The sequence below is a fragment of the Pseudomonas sp. WP18 genome (assembly GCF_036689585.1).
In the GTDB taxonomy this organism is placed as follows: domain Bacteria; phylum Pseudomonadota; class Gammaproteobacteria; order Pseudomonadales; family Pseudomonadaceae; genus Aquipseudomonas; species Aquipseudomonas chlororaphis_E.
Genome location: NZ_CP144758.1, coordinates 84,158 through 107,103 on the forward strand (window position 1 = coordinate 84,158; position 22,946 = coordinate 107,103).

General features: G+C 57.8%; 18 protein-coding genes. 15 read left to right on the forward strand and 3 right to left on the reverse strand.

Translation table 11 applies throughout. The features are described 5' to 3' along the window. Positions 1–7 precede the first annotated feature (7 nt). From V5F23_RS00385 to tssI, 3 genes are read right to left on the reverse strand one after another with little or no spacing between them, the layout of a single operon-like run. A complete protein-coding gene (locus V5F23_RS00385) occupies positions 8–778 on the reverse strand; it encodes a hypothetical protein (protein WP_042728886.1) in 771 nt (256 codons plus the stop codon). Continuing rightward, the gene (locus V5F23_RS00390) at positions 775–1,626 is read right to left on the reverse strand and encodes a DUF4123 domain-containing protein (protein ID WP_042728885.1); all 852 of its coding nucleotides are present in this window, start codon (positions 1,624–1,626) and stop codon (positions 775–777) included. The genes V5F23_RS00385 and V5F23_RS00390 overlap by 4 nt, the downstream gene beginning before the upstream one ends. Further along, the gene (gene tssI, locus V5F23_RS00395; RefSeq protein WP_338497223.1) at positions 1,623–3,704 is read right to left on the reverse strand and encodes a type VI secretion system tip protein TssI/VgrG; all 2,082 of its coding nucleotides are present in this window, start codon (positions 3,702–3,704) and stop codon (positions 1,623–1,625) included. Before tssI ends, V5F23_RS00390 begins: the two co-directional genes overlap by 4 nt. 430 nt (positions 3,705–4,134) lie before the next feature. Between tssI and tssA the strand changes: the two genes are divergently transcribed. Genes tssA through V5F23_RS00470 form a run of 15 tightly spaced genes read left to right on the forward strand, consistent with a single transcriptional unit; the run spans position 4,135 to position 22,934 of the window. Further along, on the forward strand, positions 4,135–5,691 hold the full coding sequence (gene tssA / locus V5F23_RS00400; protein ID WP_338497225.1) for a type VI secretion system protein TssA: 1,557 nt from the start codon (positions 4,135–4,137) through the stop codon (positions 5,689–5,691). Between the two features lie 31 nt (positions 5,692–5,722). Then, positions 5,723–6,232, forward strand: a complete 510-nt coding sequence (gene tssB, locus V5F23_RS00405; protein WP_338497227.1) for a type VI secretion system contractile sheath small subunit — start codon at positions 5,723–5,725, stop codon at positions 6,230–6,232. 4 nt (positions 6,233–6,236) lie between these two features. After that, positions 6,237–7,712: a type VI secretion system contractile sheath large subunit gene (gene tssC, locus V5F23_RS00410; RefSeq protein WP_047739334.1), complete on the forward strand. Its 1,476-nt coding sequence runs from the start codon at positions 6,237–6,239 to the stop codon at positions 7,710–7,712. Positions 7,713–7,721: 9 nt separating this feature from the next. Next, a complete protein-coding gene (tssE, locus tag V5F23_RS00415; RefSeq protein ID WP_042728880.1) occupies positions 7,722–8,132 on the forward strand; it encodes a type VI secretion system baseplate subunit TssE in 411 nt (136 codons plus the stop codon). 6 nt (positions 8,133–8,138) lie between these two features. After that, the gene (gene tssF / locus V5F23_RS00420; RefSeq protein WP_338497230.1) at positions 8,139–9,926 is read left to right on the forward strand and encodes a type VI secretion system baseplate subunit TssF; all 1,788 of its coding nucleotides are present in this window, start codon (positions 8,139–8,141) and stop codon (positions 9,924–9,926) included. Next, positions 9,890–10,894, forward strand: a complete 1,005-nt coding sequence (gene tssG / locus V5F23_RS00425; RefSeq protein ID WP_338497231.1) for a type VI secretion system baseplate subunit TssG — start codon at positions 9,890–9,892, stop codon at positions 10,892–10,894. Before tssF ends, tssG begins: the two co-directional genes overlap by 37 nt. 12 nt (positions 10,895–10,906) lie before the next feature. Continuing rightward, entirely contained in the window at positions 10,907–13,492 is a 2,586-nt protein-coding gene (tssH, locus tag V5F23_RS00430) for a type VI secretion system ATPase TssH (RefSeq protein ID WP_338497232.1), read from the forward strand. Between the two features lie 10 nt (positions 13,493–13,502). Further along, entirely contained in the window at positions 13,503–15,020 is a 1,518-nt protein-coding gene (locus V5F23_RS00435; protein WP_042728876.1) for a sigma-54-dependent Fis family transcriptional regulator, read from the forward strand. A gap of 60 nt (positions 15,021–15,080) precedes the next feature. Next, complete coding sequence (locus V5F23_RS00440) at positions 15,081–15,221, forward strand: type VI secretion protein (RefSeq protein WP_080922034.1); 141 nt, start codon at positions 15,081–15,083, stop codon at positions 15,219–15,221. A gap of 18 nt (positions 15,222–15,239) precedes the next feature. Continuing rightward, positions 15,240–16,016 (forward strand): type VI secretion system-associated FHA domain protein TagH, encoded by a 777-nt coding sequence (gene tagH / locus V5F23_RS00445; RefSeq protein WP_338497234.1) that lies wholly within the window; start codon positions 15,240–15,242, stop codon positions 16,014–16,016. Positions 16,017–16,021: 5 nt separating this feature from the next. After that, positions 16,022–16,516, forward strand: a complete 495-nt coding sequence (gene tssJ, locus V5F23_RS00450; protein WP_338497236.1) for a type VI secretion system lipoprotein TssJ — start codon at positions 16,022–16,024, stop codon at positions 16,514–16,516. Continuing rightward, positions 16,513–17,844 carry a type VI secretion system baseplate subunit TssK gene (tssK, locus tag V5F23_RS00455; RefSeq protein WP_123579323.1) on the forward strand — a complete coding sequence of 444 codons (1,332 nt, stop codon included), beginning with the start codon at positions 16,513–16,515 and terminating at the stop codon, positions 17,842–17,844. The genes tssJ and tssK overlap by 4 nt, the downstream gene beginning before the upstream one ends. Positions 17,845–17,849: 5 nt before the next feature. Then, positions 17,850–18,713, forward strand: a complete 864-nt coding sequence (icmH, locus tag V5F23_RS00460; protein ID WP_042728874.1) for a type IVB secretion system protein IcmH/DotU — start codon at positions 17,850–17,852, stop codon at positions 18,711–18,713. Positions 18,714–18,726: 13 nt separating this feature from the next. Then, the gene (gene tssM, locus V5F23_RS00465; RefSeq protein WP_338497242.1) at positions 18,727–22,209 is read left to right on the forward strand and encodes a type VI secretion system membrane subunit TssM; all 3,483 of its coding nucleotides are present in this window, start codon (positions 18,727–18,729) and stop codon (positions 22,207–22,209) included. Then, on the forward strand, positions 22,209–22,934 hold the full coding sequence (locus V5F23_RS00470; RefSeq protein WP_042728890.1) for a protein phosphatase 2C domain-containing protein: 726 nt from the start codon (positions 22,209–22,211) through the stop codon (positions 22,932–22,934). The genes tssM and V5F23_RS00470 overlap by 1 nt, the downstream gene beginning before the upstream one ends. Positions 22,935–22,946 lie beyond the last annotated feature (12 nt).

The window sequence follows — 22,946 nt, forward strand, 5'->3', positions numbered from 1 at the left end:
GATGTCCTTATTCACTGCACCCTGGATAGAGGGTGCATTTCTGTCCGTCCGGCATCTGAAAGCCACTGAAGTCCTTGTGGTTTCCTAAACAGAATGCGTATGGATCCTCGAAGCTCTTGCCGAGGCAGCGCTTCCAGCCGTTAGGAAATTTCACCCAGGTGTCGCGCATGTAGGGCCGTTCCTCTTCCGCCAAGTTGATCCTCATCCTGAGCGTCTTGCCCGGTAGTTGATCCAGGGTATAAGCGGAGAACGGGCGACCAACTTGCAGCTCGCCTTGCGCATTGGTTTCCTTGCAGTCGAGGATCTTGACGATGCGACGCCTGGGCCCTGCGGTGCGGAACAGCCACTGGCATTGACCATAAAAGACACTTTCACCCGTTTCGCTGAAAGTGCCCTTGTATTGCGGCTCCAGCTCATCACGTATGGCAACGGTTGCGGCATCCCCGCTGATATCTCCCCAGTCGTCTCCGTAGGCCGAATTGATTTCGAGCTTGATCCTGTAAATCACCAGCTGGCAGCCGCTGACCCTTCGATACAGGGCGATTTTCGAATCTGGTTGGTAATGCTTTCGCCAGTGCAGGTTGTACCCAACTTCGGTATTTCTTCCACCCGGTACAGTGCAGGTTTGTCCTTTGGCAGGGACATATACGGCAATGGCCTGATAAGCAAAGTCAGGTGGCAGATCAGCGGTGAATGTGAAGGTATTGGATGGCTTGTAGATGCAGCCAGCCGTGATCGCCAGGCCCAAGCCAAGAATCGTTATCGGGAGGATCGTCATAGCGGTGCGCCTCCTTGCCAGAAGTCCGCCATCGATCGAACCCGGTCAAAATGCTCGTCGGGATCTTCGCCAGGACGTACGTGCCAGTACGGCGGCATCGGTTCGAGTGTGCGCAGGCGTTGGGTCAGCAAAAATTCCAACTGCCCAGGCGCCTGCCAGTTCCACGTTTCGGCCAGATCGAGTACGGATTGCAACCAGGTATCAGCGGCCTGCTGTTCGGCGAGTTCGGCATAGGCCTGGAGATGCTCGGCCAACAGAATCCGGTGTGCATTGAGCCGGCGGGCCTCCATCGCTTGCGGTCGTGGGAAGGGCACCTCTAACCAAAGCGGTGAGTCTGGCACCGGGTGCTTACCGGGGGCCGGGTTATCGACATTCTTCCAGCGCGTGCCCTGCCAGTAACATACGCTGATTGCTGGCCCGAGATAGGCGGGATAGGCCTCAAGGGGCAGGTGTTCAAGTGCCCGGCTCAATACCCGATTGTCATGAAAGCGATACAACGCCTGATGAGGGCGCGTTCCGACAATCATTCGCTCACGCCAGTGTTCGACCAGCCGGAAGAGGCTTCCCTTGGGCAGGCTGGCCAGCCATCCCCAGTGACTTTCTGGGCGCCTGAGCAGTTCGCTGACGTTCGGGTCGTCAGGTTGATCGAAACCAAAGACAAAGGGGCCGGCATCGTTGAGGTCGCTGGCCTCGGTTTGGCCATAGACGCTTAGGTACTGATCGGGTCGGCTGTTCTTGAGAAAGGCCTGGCGTGCCGGGCCCTCATTTTCCGAGTCCAGGACAACGCACAAACTGTGGCCAAGGTGTTGGTGCTCACTCAACCATTGATGGGGATAGGTTTGAGTCATGCGGCGACGGCTTCCGTACAGCAAATCCCTTCGCGGCAAGTCTCGCAAATCGGACAGAAGTCCAATCCCAGGGCTTTACTGGCGCTCATCAAGGCGCGCTGAGTAGGGGCGAGCGATCGAGGTGACTCTATCGGTGAAACAAGGGGGAGCGTTGTACCGTGCGTGTGTGATGAGGCGGGCGCAGCGGTTATCGGTGCTCCGCCGATCTGAATTTCACTGCTGCTGTAGATGCCGCCGTGGCCTATGACGATGTGCTGACCTCCAGCATTCAAACTCAGGGTCGTGCCTGCGTGCAGAACCAGATGAGCGCCTGCCTTTATATGCACTTGCTGGCCAGCTTCGACGATCAATGTTTGATCGACGTGGGTATGTCGGTTGGCCGCGTGCAGGTGATCGTCCCCCTCCACCCGGATCGTGCGGTTGGAGGCCGTGGTTCGATGTTCTTCGGCACGTAGCACGGTGGTGCTGTTGCCCATGACGGTTTCCAGCCTTTCGTTGCCCACTTCCAACCGGCTGTCATGTTCAATCTTCTGTTCCATGTCGCGCTGGGCCCGCAGGTAGATCAATTCCTGCCCTTCGCGGTCTTCCAGATGCAGCTCATTGAACCCCTTGCCGCCCGGCGAACTGCGGGAGCGAAGCACCGTGCGCGTCTTGAGTTCGGGCAGGGGGTAGGGCAAAGGGTTACTGCTGTTGGTCAGACATCCGCTGATCAAAGGCTTGTCGGGGTCGCCTTCCATGAAGGTCACCAATACTTCCATCCCCACTCTTGGAATCGTCACGGCGCCGTAACCGTTGCCTGCCCAATTGGACGCGACGCGCAGCCAGCAACTGCTGCCATCGTCCAGAGGATCCGCGCGATCCCAGAAAAACCTGACCTTGACCCGACCGTAATGGTCGCAGTGGATGTCTTCGCCCTTGGGACCGGTAACCACGGCGGTCTGGCTACCCGCTATACAGGGTTTTTGATAGACACGTCGTGCGCGAAAGATCACATCCCAAGGGGTCGCGACGAAGCGATTGCGATAACCCTGGTCGAAGTCTCCGGCGTGCGTGGAGGGGGCGCCAGCGGCGCCTTCTTCCAAGACTTGCGGCTGCCTGCCTTCGTGATGCACTTCCGTCAGCAGCCATAGATCATTCCATTCCTGGCGAGGATGTTCACTCAGCATCAGGAAGTGTCCGGCCGCCAGCGTGGGCTGACCACTGTGGCCTTCCGCCTGCTGGTAGTCGGCGCGATGGCGTTCCAGGCTGCGCCTGCTCAGCAGTCGACCTCGTTTATCCCGGGTAAAATTGCCGGGATAATCATAGTCCTCCAAGTTTGGTTGGACGCTTTCGTGGTCTGGCTGCCAGTTATTTTCCATTAGAACCGAGGCTTTTTCGAAATCGTAGTCTCGACGCCGGACTTGGCTGGTCCGGGTTTCCAGTCTTAAAGCAAAACGTCGTATCACCGGTTCATCGGCGATCATGCCGCTGTGCTGTTTATAAACACCAAGGTGGTCGATTCGGGGAAACACAGTCTGGTCATCGCCAAATACCAGGTGATGGCTCGATTCACTGTGCTGGAAATGATAGTGCAAGCCCTCTTCTTGACACAGGCGCTCAATGAAGTGCAAGTCTGATTCTCGGTACTGTACGCAATAGGCGCGGGGCGCGTAGTGTTCACTCAAGTGAAAGTGATGGGCATCGGAAAGAATGCCATGTTCCTTGAGGATCGATGTGATGATTTGCGGGACGCTGAGGTGCTGGAAGATCCGTTGATTAATGCGATGTGCCAAGTAGAAAAGTTGGGGTTTGAGTTTTACCTTGTAATGAGTGAGCCGCTTGCCGGAGTCGACTTGTGCAGCGCGGTAGATGAGTCCGTGCACACCGCATGTCTGTTTTTCTTGTTGGCCGAATGTAAGAAATGCCTGTCTATGGAGCAGTTTCTCAAGATCGATGTCCTTTCGCTCACTGACGAGTTCTACATCGAACGAATAGGGCTGGCTGATAGCCTCTCTACCTTTGAATGTATGAACTTGAAATTCAGGTTCAAGGCCAGTGATGGCGATTCGGGATTTTGAACGGGCATGGAAGTGAGACATCGATTCGTCCTTGGGTTTGCAGTGACTCCTGAGGACATTGAAGCAGCCTTGAAGGACAAAAACCTCAATAGATTAAAAAAAAGAAAAGTATGTAGGAAATTTCTCTTAACCATAAGTTTTGTCAACTTGTGTAATGATTTAGCTTTATTGATGGTTGACGTGGAGTTCGACTTGGTATCAGTGATGTGATCTGGGTTGGGTTTTTACTGTCTGTTTGTCTTTTTCGTTTTGTTCCAAGTAAAAACCGAAATTTCCTACTTTTTTATTTGTTGAACCTTGGCATGCTCTGCTGCGTTCGAGTGGAGGGTAGCTGCTGGGGTGTAGTGGCAGTTGTCACCCACGTTATCTGAAGTATCCATTGTTTGCTTATGGATAGCCTGCGTCCTGAATAGTCGGACCATAAACCGAATTCATCTAAACAGAGTCGTGAATGTCGTACTCAGGAAAACTTTCCGCCCATTACCTGGCTCTCGCCAAGTCGCCTGTGTCCAAGGACAGTTTTGCGGGTGCGGACGTGCGTTTTTCCAATGAGTACGAAGCGTTGGAAAGCGAGTTGATCAAATCTCGATCGATGTATGAGCACGATCAAGTCGATTGGCTGAAGGTTCTTGAACAGAGCGAATCGCTACTGCGCCGGCAGTCGAAGGATGTACGGGTCGCTGTCTGGCTGACATGGGCGCTGTATCAGCGTGAATCTTTCCAGGGGCTGCTGGCCGGCCTTTGTCTCTTGCATCACCTTTGTAAAAGCCATTGGGCCGAGATCCATCCCGCCAAGCTTCGAACCCGTGCCGCCAGCATCAACTGGCTGGTGACGCGCTTGGATCAGGTGCTGGGGGATAACGTGGCATTCAAGGAGCAGATGCCGTTGTTCCATCATCTGGCGGCTCAGCTTGAAGGACTCGACGCGGTTTGCAGCGCTTATCTGGGCGACGAGGCGCCCTTGCTGTTACCACTTTGCCGGCGAATCAAACACATGATCCAACGAGTCGCCCAGCACCAGCCGCAACCCGGTGTCATCCATGCGGCAGTTGCCCAGGTGAAACAGACGGCCGCTCAATTGCTTGCCTGCGAGACTCCGATTGAAAGCGAAAAAGAGGCTTGTAGAACCCTGCGCGTCCAGCAGGAAGGTGCCCGTTCACTGTGTGCCTGGTGGCTCAAGCAAAAAGCAACCGACGCTCGGGCCCTGCGGTTGAATAGGGCCTTGTTATGGCTCTCGATCGATGTAATGCCTGAGCGCAACGCAGAACAGGTTACTCAACTGCGTGGCGTACCGATGGACAGACTCAAGAGCTATCAGGAAACCTTCTTGCAGGGCCGCTATGCGGACCTGCTTGTTCAAGTCGAAGCCAGTCTGGCCAAGGCTCCATTCTGGTTCGATGGTCAAAGGCTCGCCTGGGAATGCCTCCAAGGCTTGAATGCCGAGCAGGCCATGCGGGAAGTGGAAGTCCATTTTGCGCAGTTCATCCAGCGCCTGCCGGGTGTATTGGAACTGCGCTGGCATGACGGCGTGCCGTTTGCCGATCCGGCGACTCGTGGTTGGATCGCCGCCCATGTGATGCCTCACTTGCAATGCTCCAATGCCCCGCTTGGCATCGATGTCGTCAACAGCGACGCGCCGTGGGACCTGGCCCTCGAAGAGGCGCGGTCGATTCTGCATGAGGATGGCCTCAAGCCTGCTGTCCAGTCACTCAGGCACGGCATGCGAAGCGCTCTTGGCGCCCGTGAGCGATTTCTCTGGCGGTTCGCAATGGCTCGCTTGTGCATATCGGCCAAGAAATACGAACTCGCCAAGATCCAGCTCGAAGCACTGGATCAGAACCTTCAGCACGCCGACTTGAATGGGTGGGAGCCCGATCTTGGGCTTCAGGTACTGCACCAGTTGCATCACTGCTGTGAGCTTCTGCCACAGAGCCACGCCGTACGTGAGTGCAGGAACGAGACCTATCGCAGATTGTGTTACCTCGACCTGGAACGGGTCATTGAATAGGCCTGCGGGTCAAAATCTTAAGGAAAAAACCATGGCCAAAGATGGCTCTGTAGCGCCCAAGGAACGTATCAACATTACGTTCAAGCCCACGACTGGCGGGGCTCAGGAACAGATTGAACTACCGCTGAAATTAGTCGCAATGGGTGATTACACCCACCGTGCAGACGAGCGCAAGGTTGAGGATCGCAAGCCGATCAGCGTCGACAAGATGACGTTCGATGAGGTCCTGGCCAAGCAAGAGCTGAAGCTGACGCTGAGTGTGCCGAACCGTTTGCTGGAAGAAAGCGAAACAGAAACGTTAGTTGTGCAACTGAGCGTTAATTCGATGAGGGATTTCAATCCGGCCAGCCTGGTCGAGCAAGTACCTGAGCTCAAGAAACTGATGGAGCTGCGCGACGCGCTGGTAGCTCTCAAGGGGCCCCTGGGTAACGCACCTGCATTTCGAAAAGCGATTGAGGGCGTGCTCGCCGTCGATGAGTCCCGGGCTCGTGTGCTGAGCGAGCTGGGCCTTGAAGCTGACCCCATTAGCCAAGGAGGCTAACCCCATGAGCAGCAGCGTAGCGCAGCAGAAAAACAATGAAGCAGTCGAGTACAGCCTTCTCGACAGCATCATCGCTCAAACCAGTCTTTCTCCGGACGACGAGGCCTACGACATCGCCAAGCGCGGCGTCTCTGCATTCATCGAGGAATTGCTCAAACCGCAGAACAGCGGTGAACCGGTCAAGAAAGCCATGGTTGACCGCATGATCGCCGAGATCGATGCCAAGCTCAGTCGTCAGATGGATGAGATTCTGCACGACCCGGAGTTCCAGGCCTTGGAGTCCTCTTGGCGCGGTTTGCAGTTGCTGGTGGATCGGACCAATTTCCGCGAAAACATCAAGGTTGAAATGCTTAATGTCTCCAAGAGTGATCTGTTGGACGACTTTGAAGACTCGCCGGAGGTCATGCAATCGGGCTTGTACAAACATATCTACACCGCAGAGTACGGTCAGTTCGGCGGGCAACCAGTAGGGGCGATCATTGCCAACTACTTCATGTCGCCAAGTTCGCCGGATGTGAAGCTCATGCAGTATGTATCCAGCGTTGCGTGCATGGCCCACGCGCCATTCATCGCCGCTGCCGGTCCTAAATTCTTCGGTCTGGAAAGCTTCGCCGGCCTACCGGACCTCAAGGACCTGAAAGATCACTTCGAGGGCCCGCAATTTGCCAAATGGCAAAGCTTTCGCCAATCGGAAGATGCGCGCTACGTTGGATTGACGGTGCCGCGCTTCTTGTTGCGGACCCCTTATGATCCAGAGGAGAACCCGGTCAAGTCGTTTGTGTACAAGGAGACCGTTGCCAATAGCCACGAGCACTATTTGTGGGGCAATACCGCGTATGCATTCGGCTCGCGTCTGACCGACAGCTTCGCCAAGTTTCGCTGGTGTCCCAACATCGTTGGCCCACAAAGCGGCGGCGTGGTTGAAGACCTGCCTTTGCATCATTTCGCAAGCATGGGTGAGATCGAAACCAAGATCCCGACCGAAGTCCTGGTGTCCGACCGCCGCGAATACGAGTTGGCCGAAGAGGGTTTCATTTCCCTCACCATGCGCAAGGGCAGCGATAACGCCGCGTTCTTCTCAGCCAATTCCGTTCAGAAACCTAAGCTCTTCGGCAACAGTGTCGAGGACAAGCAGGCTGAGCTGAACTACAAACTGGGCACCCAACTGCCTTACATGATGATCGTCAATCGCCTTGCTCATTACCTGAAGGTTTTGCAGCGGGAGCAGTTGGGATCGTGGAAAGAACGCATGGATCTGGAGCGTGAGCTCAATAACTGGATTCGCCAGTACGTGGCTGACCAGGAAAATCCAAGCGCCGAGGTCCGTGGTCGTCGTCCATTGCGTGCGGCAAAGATTGTTGTAAGCGATGTGGAAGGCGAACCAGGCTGGTATCGCGTTGGCTTGAATGTGCGCCCGCATTTCAAATACATGGGAGCCGATTTCACCCTGTCGCTGGTTGGCAAGCTGGACAAGGCGTAAGCACGGGTCATGGCCTATGGCAGCCTTTTCGAGCGCCTGGCTGGCGAAGCCCAGATGCGCAACGGTTTGAATGTCGAGGCTTGCACTATGGCATCCGTGGCCGCTCATCTGGCCAGGATGCTCAGCGTCCGCGCAGGCAGTGTGCGGACGCTATCCGATTACGGGCTGCCGGATCTCAATGACATGCGCTTGAGCCTGCATGATGCAAAAAGCCAGGCCCGCCGCGCGATCGAAGCCTTCGTTGAGGCTTACGAGCCTCGTCTCAGCAATGTTTGTGTCACTTCGATGCCGGGTCATCACGGCCAGCTGAGGTTGTCCTTCAGCATCGAGGGCTTGCTGGATGTTAAGGGTTTCAAGCGACAGGTTAGTTTTCTCGCGTGCCTGGATGGCGGCGGTCAGGTCAAGGTCAGACAAGGATAGCGATGCATGGCATTTAACCATTACTACCAGAGCGAGCTGACGGCGCTTCGTCAGCTGGGTCGACGTTTTGCCGATCGAAACCCGGCGCTGGCTCCTTTTCTGGGGCAGGCTGGACGGGATCCGGATGTCGAGCGCCTGCTGGAGGGATTTGCTTTTTTGACCGGGCGACTGCGCGAGAAGCTCGATGACCAGTTGCCGGAGTTGAGCCATTCGTTGATGCAGCTGCTGTGGCCTAACTATATGAGGCCATTGCCGGCCTTCAGTATTCTGCAATTTGATTCATTGTCGCGTTCCGGACCCGCACTGCGGGTAGAGCGCGATACACCGGTTGAAAGCAAGCCGATCCAAGGTGTGCGATGCCATTTCCGGACGTGCTATCCAACCGATGTCCTGGCCCTGGACCTGACCCGTTTGAGTTACTCGGTGAAGGGTACCGGCTCGCTGCTGAGCCTGCGCTTGGAGATGCCTTGCGACGGCCACTTGGGTGAAGTGCAGTTGAGCCGTTTGCGCCTGCACTTCACGGGCGAGCGGTATATCAGCCAGATGCTCTATCTCAGCCTGGTACGTAATCTTGAAGGCATTGAGCTGGTCCCATTGAACGGTGCCGGCGAGCCATTCAGCGCCGTGGATGGCAATCCGATGACGTTCAGGATTCCGGCTGAGCGTGTCCAGCCGGTGGGATTTGCGGAGGAGGAAGCGTTGATCCCGTATCCGCTGAACACCTTCCGCGGCTATCGCTACCTGCAGGAGTATTTCGCGTTCCAGGAAAAGTTTTTGTTCGTCGACGTGATTGGCCTGGACGTGATCAGCACGTTGCCAGTGGACCGCCTGAAACAGGTGCGCGGTTTGGACCTGCGCTTTGATATCCGCAAAAGCGGCATCGAGCGCATGCGCCCGACGCTGGACAACGTGAAGCTTTACTGCACGCCAATCGTCAATCTGTTCAAGCATGACGCTCAGCCGATCCGCCTGGATGGCAAACAAGACGAGTATCCGTTGCTGCCGGCCGGTTATGACCTGGAGCACTGCTCGGTCTATTCAGTCGACAGCGTCATTGGCTGGCGGCCTGGTGGCCTGGGGTATCAGTCCTATGTGCCGTTCGAGTCGTTTGAGCATGATTCAAGTTTCGACGTCCCCACTGGCCGTCCGTATTACAGCGTTCGCCAGCGCCCCTCGTTGTTGAACAGCGGCCTCGATACCTGCCTGGCCTTTGGTATTCAACCAGCCCAGGCCTATGAAACGCTGTCGATCGAACTGACGTGCACCAACCAGGACCTGCCACGCCAGCTCAAGCCCGGCGATATCGATCAACCCGGTGAGAGAACGCCGGAGTCTCTCAGTTTCCGCAATATCGGCCCGGTTACACCCAGCTTCGCGCCGCCACTGAACCGCAATTACCTGTGGAAGCTGATCAGCAACATGTCGCTCAACTACCTGTCGCTGGCGGACGTCAATGCGCTCAAGGTAATCCTCGAAAGCTACGATTTTCCGCGTTACTACGACGAGCAAACCGAGAAGGTCAGCAAGCGTCTGTTGGGCGGTCTCAAATCGATCAGTCACCTGCATGTCGATCGGCTGCACCGGGGGCTGCCGGTTCGGGGTGTACGTACCGAACTGACCGTCGACCCACAAGGTTACATCGGCGAAGGCGACCTATTTGTCTTCACTTCGGTTCTCAACGAGTTTTTTGCGCTCTATGCCAGCCTCAATTCGTATCACGAACTGCGGGTGAACAGCACACAGGGAGAGGTGTATCAATGGTCACCCCGCATGGGCCAACAGCCGCTTCTATGAACGTGCTGACACGAGGAATACGCGAGTACTCGCTGTTCCAAGCCGTGTTACTGGTCCTGAATCGGCTGCGTGAGGCCCATCCGGGCCTGGATGATGAGGCGCTTTACGATCAATTGGAATTCCAAGCCAATCCAAGCCTGGGTTTCCCGGCCAGCGATATCGATCGCGTGGAGTTTTTCGAGGAGCAGGGGAAGGTGCGCGCACGTATGCGCTTGAACCTGCTCTGTCTGATAGGTGCAGGTTCGCCTCTACCGGCGTTCTACGGCGAGCAAGCTTTGGGTGAGGAAGGCGGAAATTCGACTCGCCAGTTCCTCGACATATTCCACCATCGTCTTCAGCGACTGATGCTGCCGATCTGGCGCAAATACCGGTATTGCACAAGCTTCCAGAGCGGAGCTCGAGACCCCTTCTCCGAGCAGTTGTTTGCCTTGATCGGACTGGGTGGCGAAGAAATCCGCAAGGCCAGCCAACTGAACTGGAAGCGCCTGCTGCCGTACCTGGGCTTGTTGAGCCTGCGTGCTCGCTCGGCGGCGCTGATCGAGGCGGTGCTGCGTTACTACTTCAAACACGCCGAGCTGGTTCTGGAGCAGTGCATCGAGCGTCGGGTGGAGATTCTCGACGAGCAGCGCAATCGGCTGGGGAGTGCCAATAGCCTGTTGAGCAACGACTTGGTGCTCGGTCAGCGGGTGCGCGACCGAGGCGGCAAATTTCGTATTCATATCTGTGAGCTGGATTGGCAACGCTTCCACGAATTCCTGCCCATTGGCCTCGGTTATCGACCGCTGTGCTCGTTGGTGCGATTCACGCTGCGCGATCCCCTCGAGTACGACATCCGCCTGGTCCTGCGTCAGCAGGAAATACGAGCCCTGTGCATTGGAGAACTGAACAGTTGTCGCCTGGGATGGACCAGTTGGCTGGGGCATGAGCGCGCGGACGGCGTGGTGATCCTCGGCAGTAAAACTCATTAGGAAATGGATGACATGATCAACGTAGATCTTCAGCGACTCATACAGGCATTGGATGCCGAAACCCGGGATGATCTGGAGCGTTCTGCCGAGCATTGTGTGGCGCGTGGTGCCGATAAAGTCCTGGCGGAAGATCTGCTGCTGAGGTTGTTGGAGCGGCCCCGAGGCCTGCTCGAACGCGCATTACAAGATGCTCAGGTAAACGCCCAAGAGCTGTCTGCCACCTTGCAACCGCGGATGGAACATAGCGCGTCCTGTAATCCGGTGTTCGCGCCAGAGCTGGTGCAATGGTTGCAGGATGCGCTGTCGGTGGCGACGCTTGAACTTGAGCAAGAACTGATCGACCAGGCGGCCTTGATCCTGGCATTGCTCCGTAACCCCGCTCGCTATACAGGCCGCTCCTGCAGCATTTTTTTGGCCCGGTTGAACACTGATCGGCTGAAGGATTTCGCCCTTTCACTGCAAATCCGGTCGCGCGACTGTCCGTCCATTCAAGCGGCAGGCTCCTCGCTGGAGCGCTTTACCCATAACCTAACCCGGCAGGCCCGTGAGGGTGGCCTTGACCCGGTGCTGTGTCGGGACGGCGAGATCAGGCAGATGATCGACATTCTCGTGCGACGGCGCAAAAACAATCCAATCGTGGTGGGAGATGCGGGCGTCGGCAAGACAGCCATTGTCGAAGGTCTGGCGCTGCGTATTGCAGCCGGAGAAGTGCCATCCGTCCTGGAAGATGTTGAAGTGCTTTCGCTGGATATGGGGTTGCTACAGGCCGGCGCCAGTATAAAAGGCGAGTTCGAGCGACGCCTCAGGGGCGTGATCGACGAGATCAGGACATCATCCGGCTCCATCATCCTGTTCATCGACGAGGCCCACACCTTGATCGGTGCCGGTAGCAATGCTGGTGGCTCGGATGCAGCCAATTTGCTCAAGCCCGCCTTGGCCAGGGGGGAGCTGCGTACTATCGCGGCTACCACGTGGGTCGAGTACAAAAAATACTTTGAAAAAGACCCGGCACTGACCCGTCGCTTTCAACCAGTGCAACTGCATGAGCCGACAGTCAGTCAAGCGGTGACCATTCTGCGCGGTCTCGCCCCGGCCTATGAGAGCAGCCACGGTATCTACCTGCGCGATGATGCGGTGGTCGCGGCGGCTCAATGGTCGGCCCGTTACCTGACCGGACGCCAACTACCCGATAAAGCCGTCGATGTGCTCGATACCGCTTGCGCTCGCGTGCGTATCAGCTTGGCCAGCGCACCGCAAAACCTTGAGCGGTTACGCAGCGAACTGGCCGAAGGTGAGCGTCAGCGCCAGGCGCTGCGTCGCGACGCCGAAGCCGGCCTCTCGATCGATGCTCAGGTCTTGGAGGCACTGGAGGCGCGCCTGGATACCGTCGAAACCGAGTGCCAGGCGCTGGAAACTCAGTGGACCGAGCAACGCATCCTTGCGGAGCGTCTGCTGTCGCTGCGCCGCCAACTGATCGGTGCGCGGGAAACCGTGGCTGATCAAGCCCTGAGCATCGAGACTCTGGAGTCGGCATTGCGCGAAACCCGCGACACCCTGGTGGCTGCACAAGCCCGGGAACGTCTGGTCAGCTACGAGGTTTGCCCGCGTCTGGTGGCTGAAGTCATCAGTGCGTGGACCGGCATTCCCCTGGCGCAGTTGGCGCAAGAGCATGATGTAAACATCGCCAGTTTTGCGACTGACCTGCGAGCTCGCATACGGGGTCAGGAGCAGGCCGTTCAGGCGCTTGACCGCGTAGTCCGCGCCGCCGCTGCCGGCCTGAACAAACCCGACGCTCCGGTGGGCGTGTTCCTGTTGGTGGGGCCGAGCGGCGTCGGCAAGACAGAGACGGCCCATGCGCTGGCCGACCTGTTGTATGGCGGTGATCGTTTTCTAACCACTTTCAACATGACCGAGTTCCAGGAAAAGCACACGGTTTCCCGACTGATCGGTGCGCCACCCGGCTATGTCGGTTTTGGCGAGGGTGGAATGCTGACGGAAGCCGTGCGGCAAAAGCCCTATTCAGTGGTGTTGTTGGATGAAGTCGAGAAGGCCGACTCGGATGTGATGAACCTGTTTTACCAGATCTTCGACAAAGGCCTGGCCAACGACGGCGAGGGTCGAGAGATTGATTTTCGCAACACGCTGATCCTGATGACGTCGAACCTGGGCAGTGAGCGGATCACTGAACTGTGCGAGAGCGGCGCGCCGCCGAGCACAGAACGCCTCGAGGCGTGCATTCGCCCAATCCTCGGCAAACATTTCAAACCTGCACTGTTGGCACGCATGTGTGTCGTTCCCTATTACCCGGTTGGCGGATCAGTCCTGCGTGAATTGGTGGAGCTCAAACTCGATCGCTTGGGCGAGCGGCTGCGTCGTCGTCAGTTGGGCTTCAGCTATTGCGCGCGTCTCGTGGATCACCTGGTAGGACACTGCACTCGCAGCGACAGTGGCGCGCGGCTGATTGACCGTTTGCTCGATCTGCACTTGATGCCGCTGGTGGCCGATCGGCTGCTTGTTTCCAAGGCGGCCGAGGAACCCCTGCGGCACGTCCACGCGATGCTCAACAGCGAAGCCAACGTAGCGTGTGAGTTCACTTGAGGTGAGTGTCATGTTCGAGAGTGTTCCGCAACCGCTTGCCTATGCCCAGGCGCTTCTACTGCAGTTTTCCAGTCTTTCGCGCCTGGAGGACGAGGCTGTGCTGGTGGGGCATTTCATCCAAGGTGCTGCTCGACTTAGCGGGTGTGAACTGGCCCAGTTGTACTTGCTCGATGCAGCCCGTGATCATTTGGGGTTGAACGCCGAATGCCTGGAGGGGCATCTGCAGAACCGTGATCAGACAAATCTTCCCTGCGACTACAACCACGAGCCACTTTTGCAATTTGTGCTGCGCCAGAACCGTGTCGTATGCCTCGATGCGTTAAGCGACAGCCTCCATGAAACCGGATTTCTGCCAGGCCGGGCTACGCCGTGGCAATCGATGCTCTGCATCCCTCTCGTCAACTCCCGAGGGACCGCTGATGGTGTATTGCTGTGTGCCAGTGAAAACCACCTCGACCTCCATGGGTTTGCCGAGTCCCTGGGGCATCTTGGAACGTTTGCGCTGGGCCAACTCCGCCTGTTGCAACGCCTGCGTCGTTCCGTCGGCGAACTCCAATCCATCAATCGAAACCTGCCGAGCGCCAATGACTACGGCCTGATCGGTAAGAGTGCCGCGATGCGCAAGACCTGTTCGATGATCAGTAAGGTCGTGCACAGTCCTTTTACCATCCTGCTGCGGGGCGAGACCGGTACTGGCAAGGAGGTAGTGGCCCGCGCCATTCATGACGCCAGTCAGCGTCGGGCCAAGGCACTCGTTGTGCAGAACTGCGCAGCGGTGCCCGAAAACCTGCTGGAAAGTGAGCTTTTCGGCTATCGCAAGGGGGCTTTTACCGGGGCTGATCGGGACCGTGTCGGGCTGTTCGATGCCGCCAACGGAGGCACGTTGTTACTCGATGAGATCGGCGACATGCCATTGTCCCTCCAGGCGAAACTGCTGCGAGTGCTGCAGGAAGGTGAGATCCGTCCGTTGGGGTCCAATGAAACTCACAGCGTCGACGTGCGGATCATTGCAGCTACCCATCGGGACCTGAAGCAGTTGATGAAGGAGGGCAAGTTTCGCGAGGACCTGTACTACCGCCTGGCCCAGTTTCCGATCCAGTTGCCCTCATTGCGCCAGCGTGATGGGGACATTATCGAGCTGGCGCGACACTTTGCCGACAAGGCTTGTGCACTCTTGCAGCGCGATCCGGTGAGCTGGTCGGATGCGGCGCTTGACCATCTGAGCGCCTACGGTTTCCCGGGAAACGTACGCGAACTCAAAAGTATCGTGGAAAGAGCTGTGCTGTTGTGCGAGGGCCACGAGCTGCTTGTCGAGCATTTCGGGTTGCGCATCGAGAGCCCGGTGGAGCGCGGTCGTGTAAGTCTGCGAGAGCGGATGATGCAGATCGAGCGAAATCTTTTGATCGATGGTTTGCGCGAATTTGGCGGCAACAAGGCTCGTACCGCCCGTGAACTGGGCCTTCCACTGCGCACTCTGCTTTACCGTCTCGAGCGCCTGAACATTCAGCGCGGTGATTTCGATGACTGATCCTTTCCTTGTCTCGACGTATCCATTGCCGCGTCACCCATTAGCCCTGGAGCCATTTCCATGCGTGTCTTTTCCTGGTCCGCATTTGCTTTGTCCTGCGTCATGTCCTGCAGCCTTGCCGGGTGCAACAGCAATTACACATTCAACGACAGCGTTTATCGCCCTCTGGGTGATCCACAAGCGCTCAACCGCGGCAAATGAGCCGAGGAGCTTCTATAGATGGAACTTGTTCTCGAGATGCTGAACCCCGGCCGACCTGGCGCCGTACGGCATTGCCGGAAAGCTTTCGGGCCGGCCGGAGGTGTCATAGGCCGAGGTGAGGACTGCGACTGGATCATCCCTGACTGCCAGCGCGTGGTGTCCAAGCAGCACGCATTGGTGAGCTTTCGTGAAGGTGTGTTTTGCCTGACCGATCTCAGCGCCAACGGTACGATCGACCGCGAGAGTGGCCTGCCCCTGCCCAAAGGCAAGCCGGTGCGGATAAAGGACGCTAATACCTACATCATGGGGGATTTCCAGATCCGGGTGCGGCAGGTCTGCGGACTCACTCGTAGCATTGCCGAACCAGGCCACCTGGCGTCGGGCGATCGGCTGATCCCGGATGACGCGTTTCTGGATCTGGACCCACTTAAAGCTCTCGATCAACAGGAGCGTACCTCCCTGGACATCGATGAGCTGATAAATCCTGTTGCACGAACGCGCAGCAGATTCGGGAGCTTGAACCCCGCTCGTCTCGATGTAGAAAACCTGTTGTTGCCGGAACTGGTCGAGGCTCCGGCCGATATTGAGTTCAAGCGCCATCCGCCAAGCGACTATCCGGATGACAGTTTCTGGGGACGCTTCGGCCACGCGTTGGGCATGGACCTCAATGACCTGGATAAGGCAGCCCGTGAATCCCTGGCGATCACAGCTGCGCAATGGTTCCAGCGAACTGCCCAGGCCTATGAAGAGCAAGCTCGCCTGATTTCCTCCCCGCCTATCGATCGCCACGGATGACGACCATGCCCCGTTTCACGATGTTCTTCTGCAGGACGCTTACAGCTTTTGTCGTAACGCTTTTGTTGAGCGGTTGCGCCGTCTGGTCGCCATTCTCGACGATGACCAAACTCAATCTCACACTGGCCGCCAGCGACCAGCTCAATCCCGACCTCAATGGGCGGCCGTCGCCAGTGGTGGTTCGGTTGTTTGAACTGAGGCAGCCGGTTGCGTTTGAGAACGCAGACTTCTTCAGCCTCTATGAGCGCGCGAGGGAAACGCTGTCGCCCGATCTGGTGGACAGTGAAGAATTGGAGTTGCGCCCGGGCGACAGCGTCGAGCTCAGGTTGGGTCTTACCGGCGATGGTCGTTACGTTGGCCTGCTCGCGGCGTACCGAGACCTGCCGCACGCGCGATGGCGCTACACATTACCGGTTGCGCCGGCGCAGTTGACCGAGGCGAGCCTGATCCTCGCTCAAGACGGGATTACCAACCCTCTGGCCAAGGTGGATGACCAATGAATCACGATAAGGTCGTCTGGCAGGAAGGCATGCTCCTGCGCCCGCAACACCTGCAGCATAACGATCGTTACTTCGATCACCAGTTGAAGGTCCGCACTCGGTTGTTGAGCCGTTATGCGTGGGGATTCCTGGGGCTGGAAATCGATCTGCAGTTTCTTAACATGGGCCAACTGGTGGTCAGCCAGGCCAGCGGGATCCTGCCGGATGGCAGTCTGTTCGAGCTGGGTGGTCACGCCGAACCGCTGGTCCTGGAAGTCCCTTCCAATACCCGCAATACACCCATCTACCTCGCTTTGCCCCTGGTGACCGGTAATCACATCGAGTCCCGTCGTCCGGAACAGTCCGACGTACTGGCGCGCTACACCGTCTACGATGCACAGGTGGCTGACTCCAATGCCGGAGAAACCGGCGCAAGCCAGATCAGCTGTGGTCGTCCGGACCTGCGTCTGCTGTTGGGAGAGCAACAGAGCGATGACGCGTTCGTGAAGCTCAAGCTGTGTGAGGTACTCGACACCACGGCCGATGGCGTTATCAGGCTCGATCCGGACTTCGTGCCGACCTTCATCCAGGCTGCTTCATCGCCCTATCTGCTGTCTTGCCTCAAGGAAGTCCTCGGCATGCTCGCCCATCGGGGCGATAGCCTCGCCGAGCGAATCGGCGCCCATGGCAAGGCGGGTGGCGCCCAGGTGGGTGATTTTATGATGTTGCAACTGATCAACCGCAGCGAACTGTTGCTACGTCATTATCTGGACCTGGAGCATGTGCATCCGGAAACGCTGTATCGAACGTTGCTGGCGCTGTTGGGCGAACTGGCGACATTCTCCGGTGACAGTAAACGCCCCTCGTTCAACAACCGTTATCAGCACAGTAACCAAGGCATGTGTTTTCGTCACTTGATGCAGGCGATTCGTCAGGCGCTGTCGATGGTGCTCGAGCAGCATGCAATCGAGTTGCAAATGCAGGCGCGTCAATACGGCATCACCGTTTCGCCGGTGAAGGATCTTTCGCTTCTGGACTCCGCCTCGTTTGTGCTGGCGGCAAGTGCTAACTGTGACAGTGATGAGCTGCGTCATCGACTGCCGTCGCACCTCAAGATCGGTTCGGTGGAACGTATCCGCCAGTTGGTCAACCTGCATCTGCCAGGCATCAGGATCAGACCTCTACCGGTAGCGCCGCGACAGATCGCATTTCATGCCAACAAAACCTATTTCATTCTCGAACCGGGCACCGAAGACCTGGCTCTGTTGAGGCGCTCAGCAGGCTTTGCATTCCATGTTTCTGGTGATTTTTCCGAACTTGAACTGAATTTTTGGGCCATCAGGAATTGAACGACATGGAGAAGGAAAATCCTCAAGACGAAGCGACAGTCTTGCTCGACCATCATGGGCAGCGCCCTGCTTCGGGCCCCTTGACCGATGCTGTCGCGTCGCCGCGCATGGAGCACCTGCAGGAACGAATGATCTATGCGGCGCAATTGCCGCCGTCCCAGGTATTCAATGCCAGTCTCAACCCGTTGGTGGCAGCGGCCTCCGAATTGTTATCGCAAGTGGTGCAGCTCAAGTACGGTCAGGAACGTGGGGACCTGCTGGCACTCAAGCGCGAGTTGTGCCTGGACCTGGAGCGGTTCGAGGCCCGAGCCTTAAAGGCGGATGTCGAGAGCACGCAGTTGATCGCTGCACGCTATGTACTCTGCACCGTGATTGACGAGGCGGTCGTCACCACGCCCTGGGGGCAGGGCAGCGACTGGTCGAAGCTGAGTCTGCTCAGCACGTTCCACAATGAAACCTTCGGTGGCGAAAAAGTCTTCCAGTTGATTGATCGATTGTCGAAGAACCCCGTCAAGCACCTGCCGATGCTTGAGTTGATGTATCTGTGCCTGTCCCTGGGTTTTGAAGGCAAATACCGGGTTCAAGCTCGCGGGGTGCTTGAGCTCGAAGGCCTGCGCGATACCTTGTACCGGCTGATTCGCCAGGTACGCGGCGACGCCCCGCGCGAACTGTCACCTCACTGGGAAGGCGCAGGTGGCATGCGTCGCCGTCCAATGCGCATTGTCCCGGTCTGGGCGGTGGCGGCCTTTACGGTGTTGTGCCTGGGCGTGATGTATTCGAGCTTCGCCTGGGTACTGGCCGAGCAACGCCAAAGCGTGCTGCAACCTTACCAACTGCTGGAACCGGTCACCGCCAAGCGGCTGCCTTGAACAGGGATGTGTCATGAAATTGCTTTACAGAAAAATCGATACCTGGGTTCGTCAAACCTGGGTCTGGTCGCTGCTGCTGGTGCTTTGTGCGTCGCTGCTGGTGTGGTTTGTCGGCCCACTGCTGGCAATCAATGACTACAAGTTCTGGGCAAGCCCTGTCGCCAGGCTGCTGAGTGTCAGTGTACTTACACTGGGGTGGGGCCTGGGTATGGTCTTCGCTAATGGGCGTGTCGGTTCGCCCGCGACGGTTCAGGAAAGCAACACTGATCAGTCACGTGGCTCGCATCGCACAAGGCTCGATAACGAGCGGCGCGAAGTGCGCTCGCGCTTCAGTAAGGCGCTAAGAACGCTAAAGTCCGCAGGTTTTTATCCTGGCCAGGGTCAACGCTGGCGCAACGATCTGCCGTGGTACTTGCTGGTAGGTCCGCCCGCCAGCGGCAAGACCAGCCTGCTGGAAGGCTCGGGCCTGGAGTTTCTCGACCGAGGTGAGCGTGCTCCGCCCAGCGATACGTCGGGTACTCGATATTGCGAGTGGTATTTCACTGAACACGCGGTCTTGGTCGACACAGCCGGGCGCTTTCTCACCCAAAGCAACGGCGATGTCGACAGCAGCGCGTGGACCGTGCTGCTTGAGTTACTGAAAAAACGTCGCCGGAGTCGGCCATTGAGCGGTGTGCTCTTGATGGTTCCGACCGAACTTTTGCTGCTGGGCGGCGAGGGGGAGGTAACCGCTCTGGCTCGACAGATCCAGGGCCGGCTACAGGAACTCAGGCGACGGCTGCACGTCGATGTACCGGTGTATCTGGTCCTGAGCAAAGCGGACTGTGTGCCTGGTTTCAATGAGTTTTTCGATTCGCTGGCTCGCGAAGAGCGCGACCAGGTGCTTGGAGCCAGTTTCAGTCGAGATCACCATGCAATCGACGTGACCGAGTTGCGCGACAACTTCGAAGCGTTGCTGCAGCGGATCAACAGCCAGGTCCTCCTGCGCATGCATCAGGAGCGCGATACCCGGCGTCGTAGCTGCATTCTTGATTTCCCGCACCAACTTGAGCAACTCGGCGGCAATCTTTGCTTGCTGGTCGAGCAGGCATTCACCGGAAGTAATCGTTGCCTGCGTGGCTTCTATCTAACCTGCGCCCCACGCCCCAGCTTGGCCATGAAACCGGACGTTGGGCTGGGAAATTCTGGCGCTTGGGCCAGCAACGCCCCGTCTGGCGATTCGCCTCGATTCATCCGTCACCTGGTCACTCGGGTGATCTTTCCAGAGGCCGATCGGGTCGACCTCGATCAGCGTGAGCGCCGCCTTATCAACTGGGGGCAGCGGACTTCGTACCTTGCCGGATTGATGGTCCTTGGCGTATTTGGGGTGTTGTGGGCGAACGGTTTTTCGACCAATCACGAACGCCTGGAAAGCTTGCGCGCATTGGCGCAGCGCTGGGATCAGCAGCAATCGACTGCTGTGACAGACGATGACTGGGTCGCGATGCTTCGATCACTTGATACCCGTTTCGAAGCCACCCAGGTTTTTCCACCCTTAACGGCAGTGCCCTTGTATGAACGCATTGGTTTGTACCAGGGTAAAGCCAGCAATCAAGCGGTGACCGACGCGTATGTGCGGGAATTGCAGGCTCAACTGCTGTCCAGGGTCGCATTGCGATTGGAAGAGCATATCCGTGACAACCGTCATGATCGCGAGCAATTGTTCAACAGCTTGCGCGCGTACCTGATGCTGAATCTGCGCGAGCGTCGTGACACCGAGTGGCTCAAGGACCGGTTGGGCAAGGATTGGTCTCTTCGCTACGCTGGCGACACTGTGCTTCAAGAGGGCTTGAATAGTCATTTTGCGCGTTTATTGGAGCAGCCCTTCTCCCTTGCGCTGGACGAGTCGCTGGTGGCACAGGCAAGGGAAGTCCTGCGCAGTGAATCCCTGGCCGTTGTCGTGTACAGGATGTTGCATGAACAGGCCAGCCATCTACCGCACTATCGGCTCAGCCATCATCTGGGTTCACAGGGCGCGTTGTTGGTCGGCACCGATCATGTGATTCCTGGCTTCTACACCCGACAGGGTTTTGAGCGGTACTTTTCGACTCAAGGGACGGTCCTGGTCACTGAACTCTTGCGAGATAACTGGGTGCTGGGTGATGGCGAAAGTCTCAGCCACATGGACATGCGTCGCCTGATGGCCGAGCTGGAACAACTGTATTTTCGCGACTATGCCGACCGCTGGAGTGAAGCGATCGGTCGAGTGACCTTGCAGCCGATGACCGGCACTGGGACAGGAGCCGAGCAGCTCGCAGGGCTGGCTTCGGCGCATTCGCCCATTTTGCAGTTGCTGGTGCAGGTGCGTGAAAACACACGGATCCAGGTGGGGGCCGAACGAGTAGTCGCTGTGGCGCAAACGGCAGGGGAAGGCGGCTCTGTTGAAAAACTCGCTGTGGCAGTGGGGAAAGCCGCTGATTCCCTGACCGAAAAGCTACCAGACACTGCACGAAAATCCTTGCAACGACGTTTCGAACCACTGCATCGGCTGCTGGACGCGGACAACGGCCCGACTGCTGATCTGAACCAGGCCTTGCGGGCTCTCGATGACCTGCAGTTGCAGTTGGCGAGCCTGGCCCGAGCCGGTGCGCCGGAGCACGCCGCGTTCGAGTTGGCTCGAGGCCGCATGGGAGGGCACCGTGATGCATTGAGTCACTTGCGCAGTGCGTCAGTTCGGCTGCCGCGTCCGGTTAGTGCCTGGTTCAACGGGCTGGCCGAGGACAGTTGGCGCTTGGTACTCAGTGATTCGTACCGCTATCTGAACCAGCGCTATCAGAGCGAGCTGTACAGCTTTTACGGCAAGGCGATCGACAAACGGTACCCGTTCAACGCCCACAGCGTCAGTGACGTGGCACTCGATGATTTCCGGGAGTTTTTCAGGAGTGATGGCATTGTCGATCAATTCTTCGAACGCTACCTACGGCCTTTCGTCAGTGGGACTGCGGGGCACTACAGGCTGCGCAGCATCGATGGGCAAAGTTTGCCGATGTCCAGGGGCTTTCTCGACCAGATGACGACGACGGACACTATTCGCCGCAGCTTCTTCGCGCATAACCCGACTGAACCACAGGTGCAGTTCACACTTGAGCCCTACACCCTCGATCCTACGGTGAGCCGCTCTGAATTCAGCTTTGGCGGCAGGACGCTCGAGTACCGCCATGGTCCGATCCTGCCCCGGACGTTCACCTGGCCCAGCGACGAGCAGAACGGGCGAACGGCTTTGGTGTTGGAAAAAATGGTCGGGCGAGGCGTGGGCATCGAAAAGAATACCGGCCCCTGGTCGCTGTTTCGCATGTTCGACCTGATGCCAACCGAATACCTGAGCGGGCGCGATGTGGCTGTGCTCAAGGCCGATTTGGGCGGATTACGTGCGAACTACCTGCTGACAAGCCAGCGCACACCGAACCCCTTCGACATGGCTGCATTGCGGACATTTCGAATGCCGGTGCAACTCTGATGCAGACCGATGGCCCCTGGCGCAGTGCAGCGCGCACGGATACCGGTAAGGTCCGGACGCGTAATGAGGATGCCTTTCTAGAATGTCCGCAACAGGGGGTATGGGCCGTTGCCGACGGAATGGGCGGATACAGGGGCGGTGACATTGCCAGCCAGCTGATTGTTGCCCACCTGGCCGAGTTACCGATGCATCCAGACCTCTATGAACGCGCCAGTGCAGTGCGTCGCTGCTTGCGCTGGAGCAATCGGCGGCTTAGCCAGGAGCTGACCGTCACCGAGCGTCATCCCGGTATGATGGGCAGCACGGTGGTGGTGCTGCTATTGGAAGGCAACCATGGCATCTGCATCTGGGCCGGCGACAGCCGCTGCTACCTCTGGCGCGGCCGGCGGTTGTATCAGCTGTCCAAGGACCACTCCCTGCAACAGCAACTCATCGACACCCAACGCATCAGCCGCGCCGAGGCCTGTGCGCACCCCGCGGGCAAGGCACTGACCCGTGCGGTGGGCGCCGAGCAAGAATTGACGCTGGAGACATTGGAACTGGCGGTGTATCCCGGTGATACGTTCTTGCTGTGCAGTGATGGCCTGTATCAAGGCCTTGGCGCAGAGGCCTTGGGCGGCGCGCTGGGGCTGGCTTCACCGTGTTCGGCGGTGGAGCGGTTGTTTGACGAGGTTCTGGGTGGCGCGGCGCGGGATAACCTTACGGCGGTGGTGATCCGGCGGTGAGTGTACAGGGCG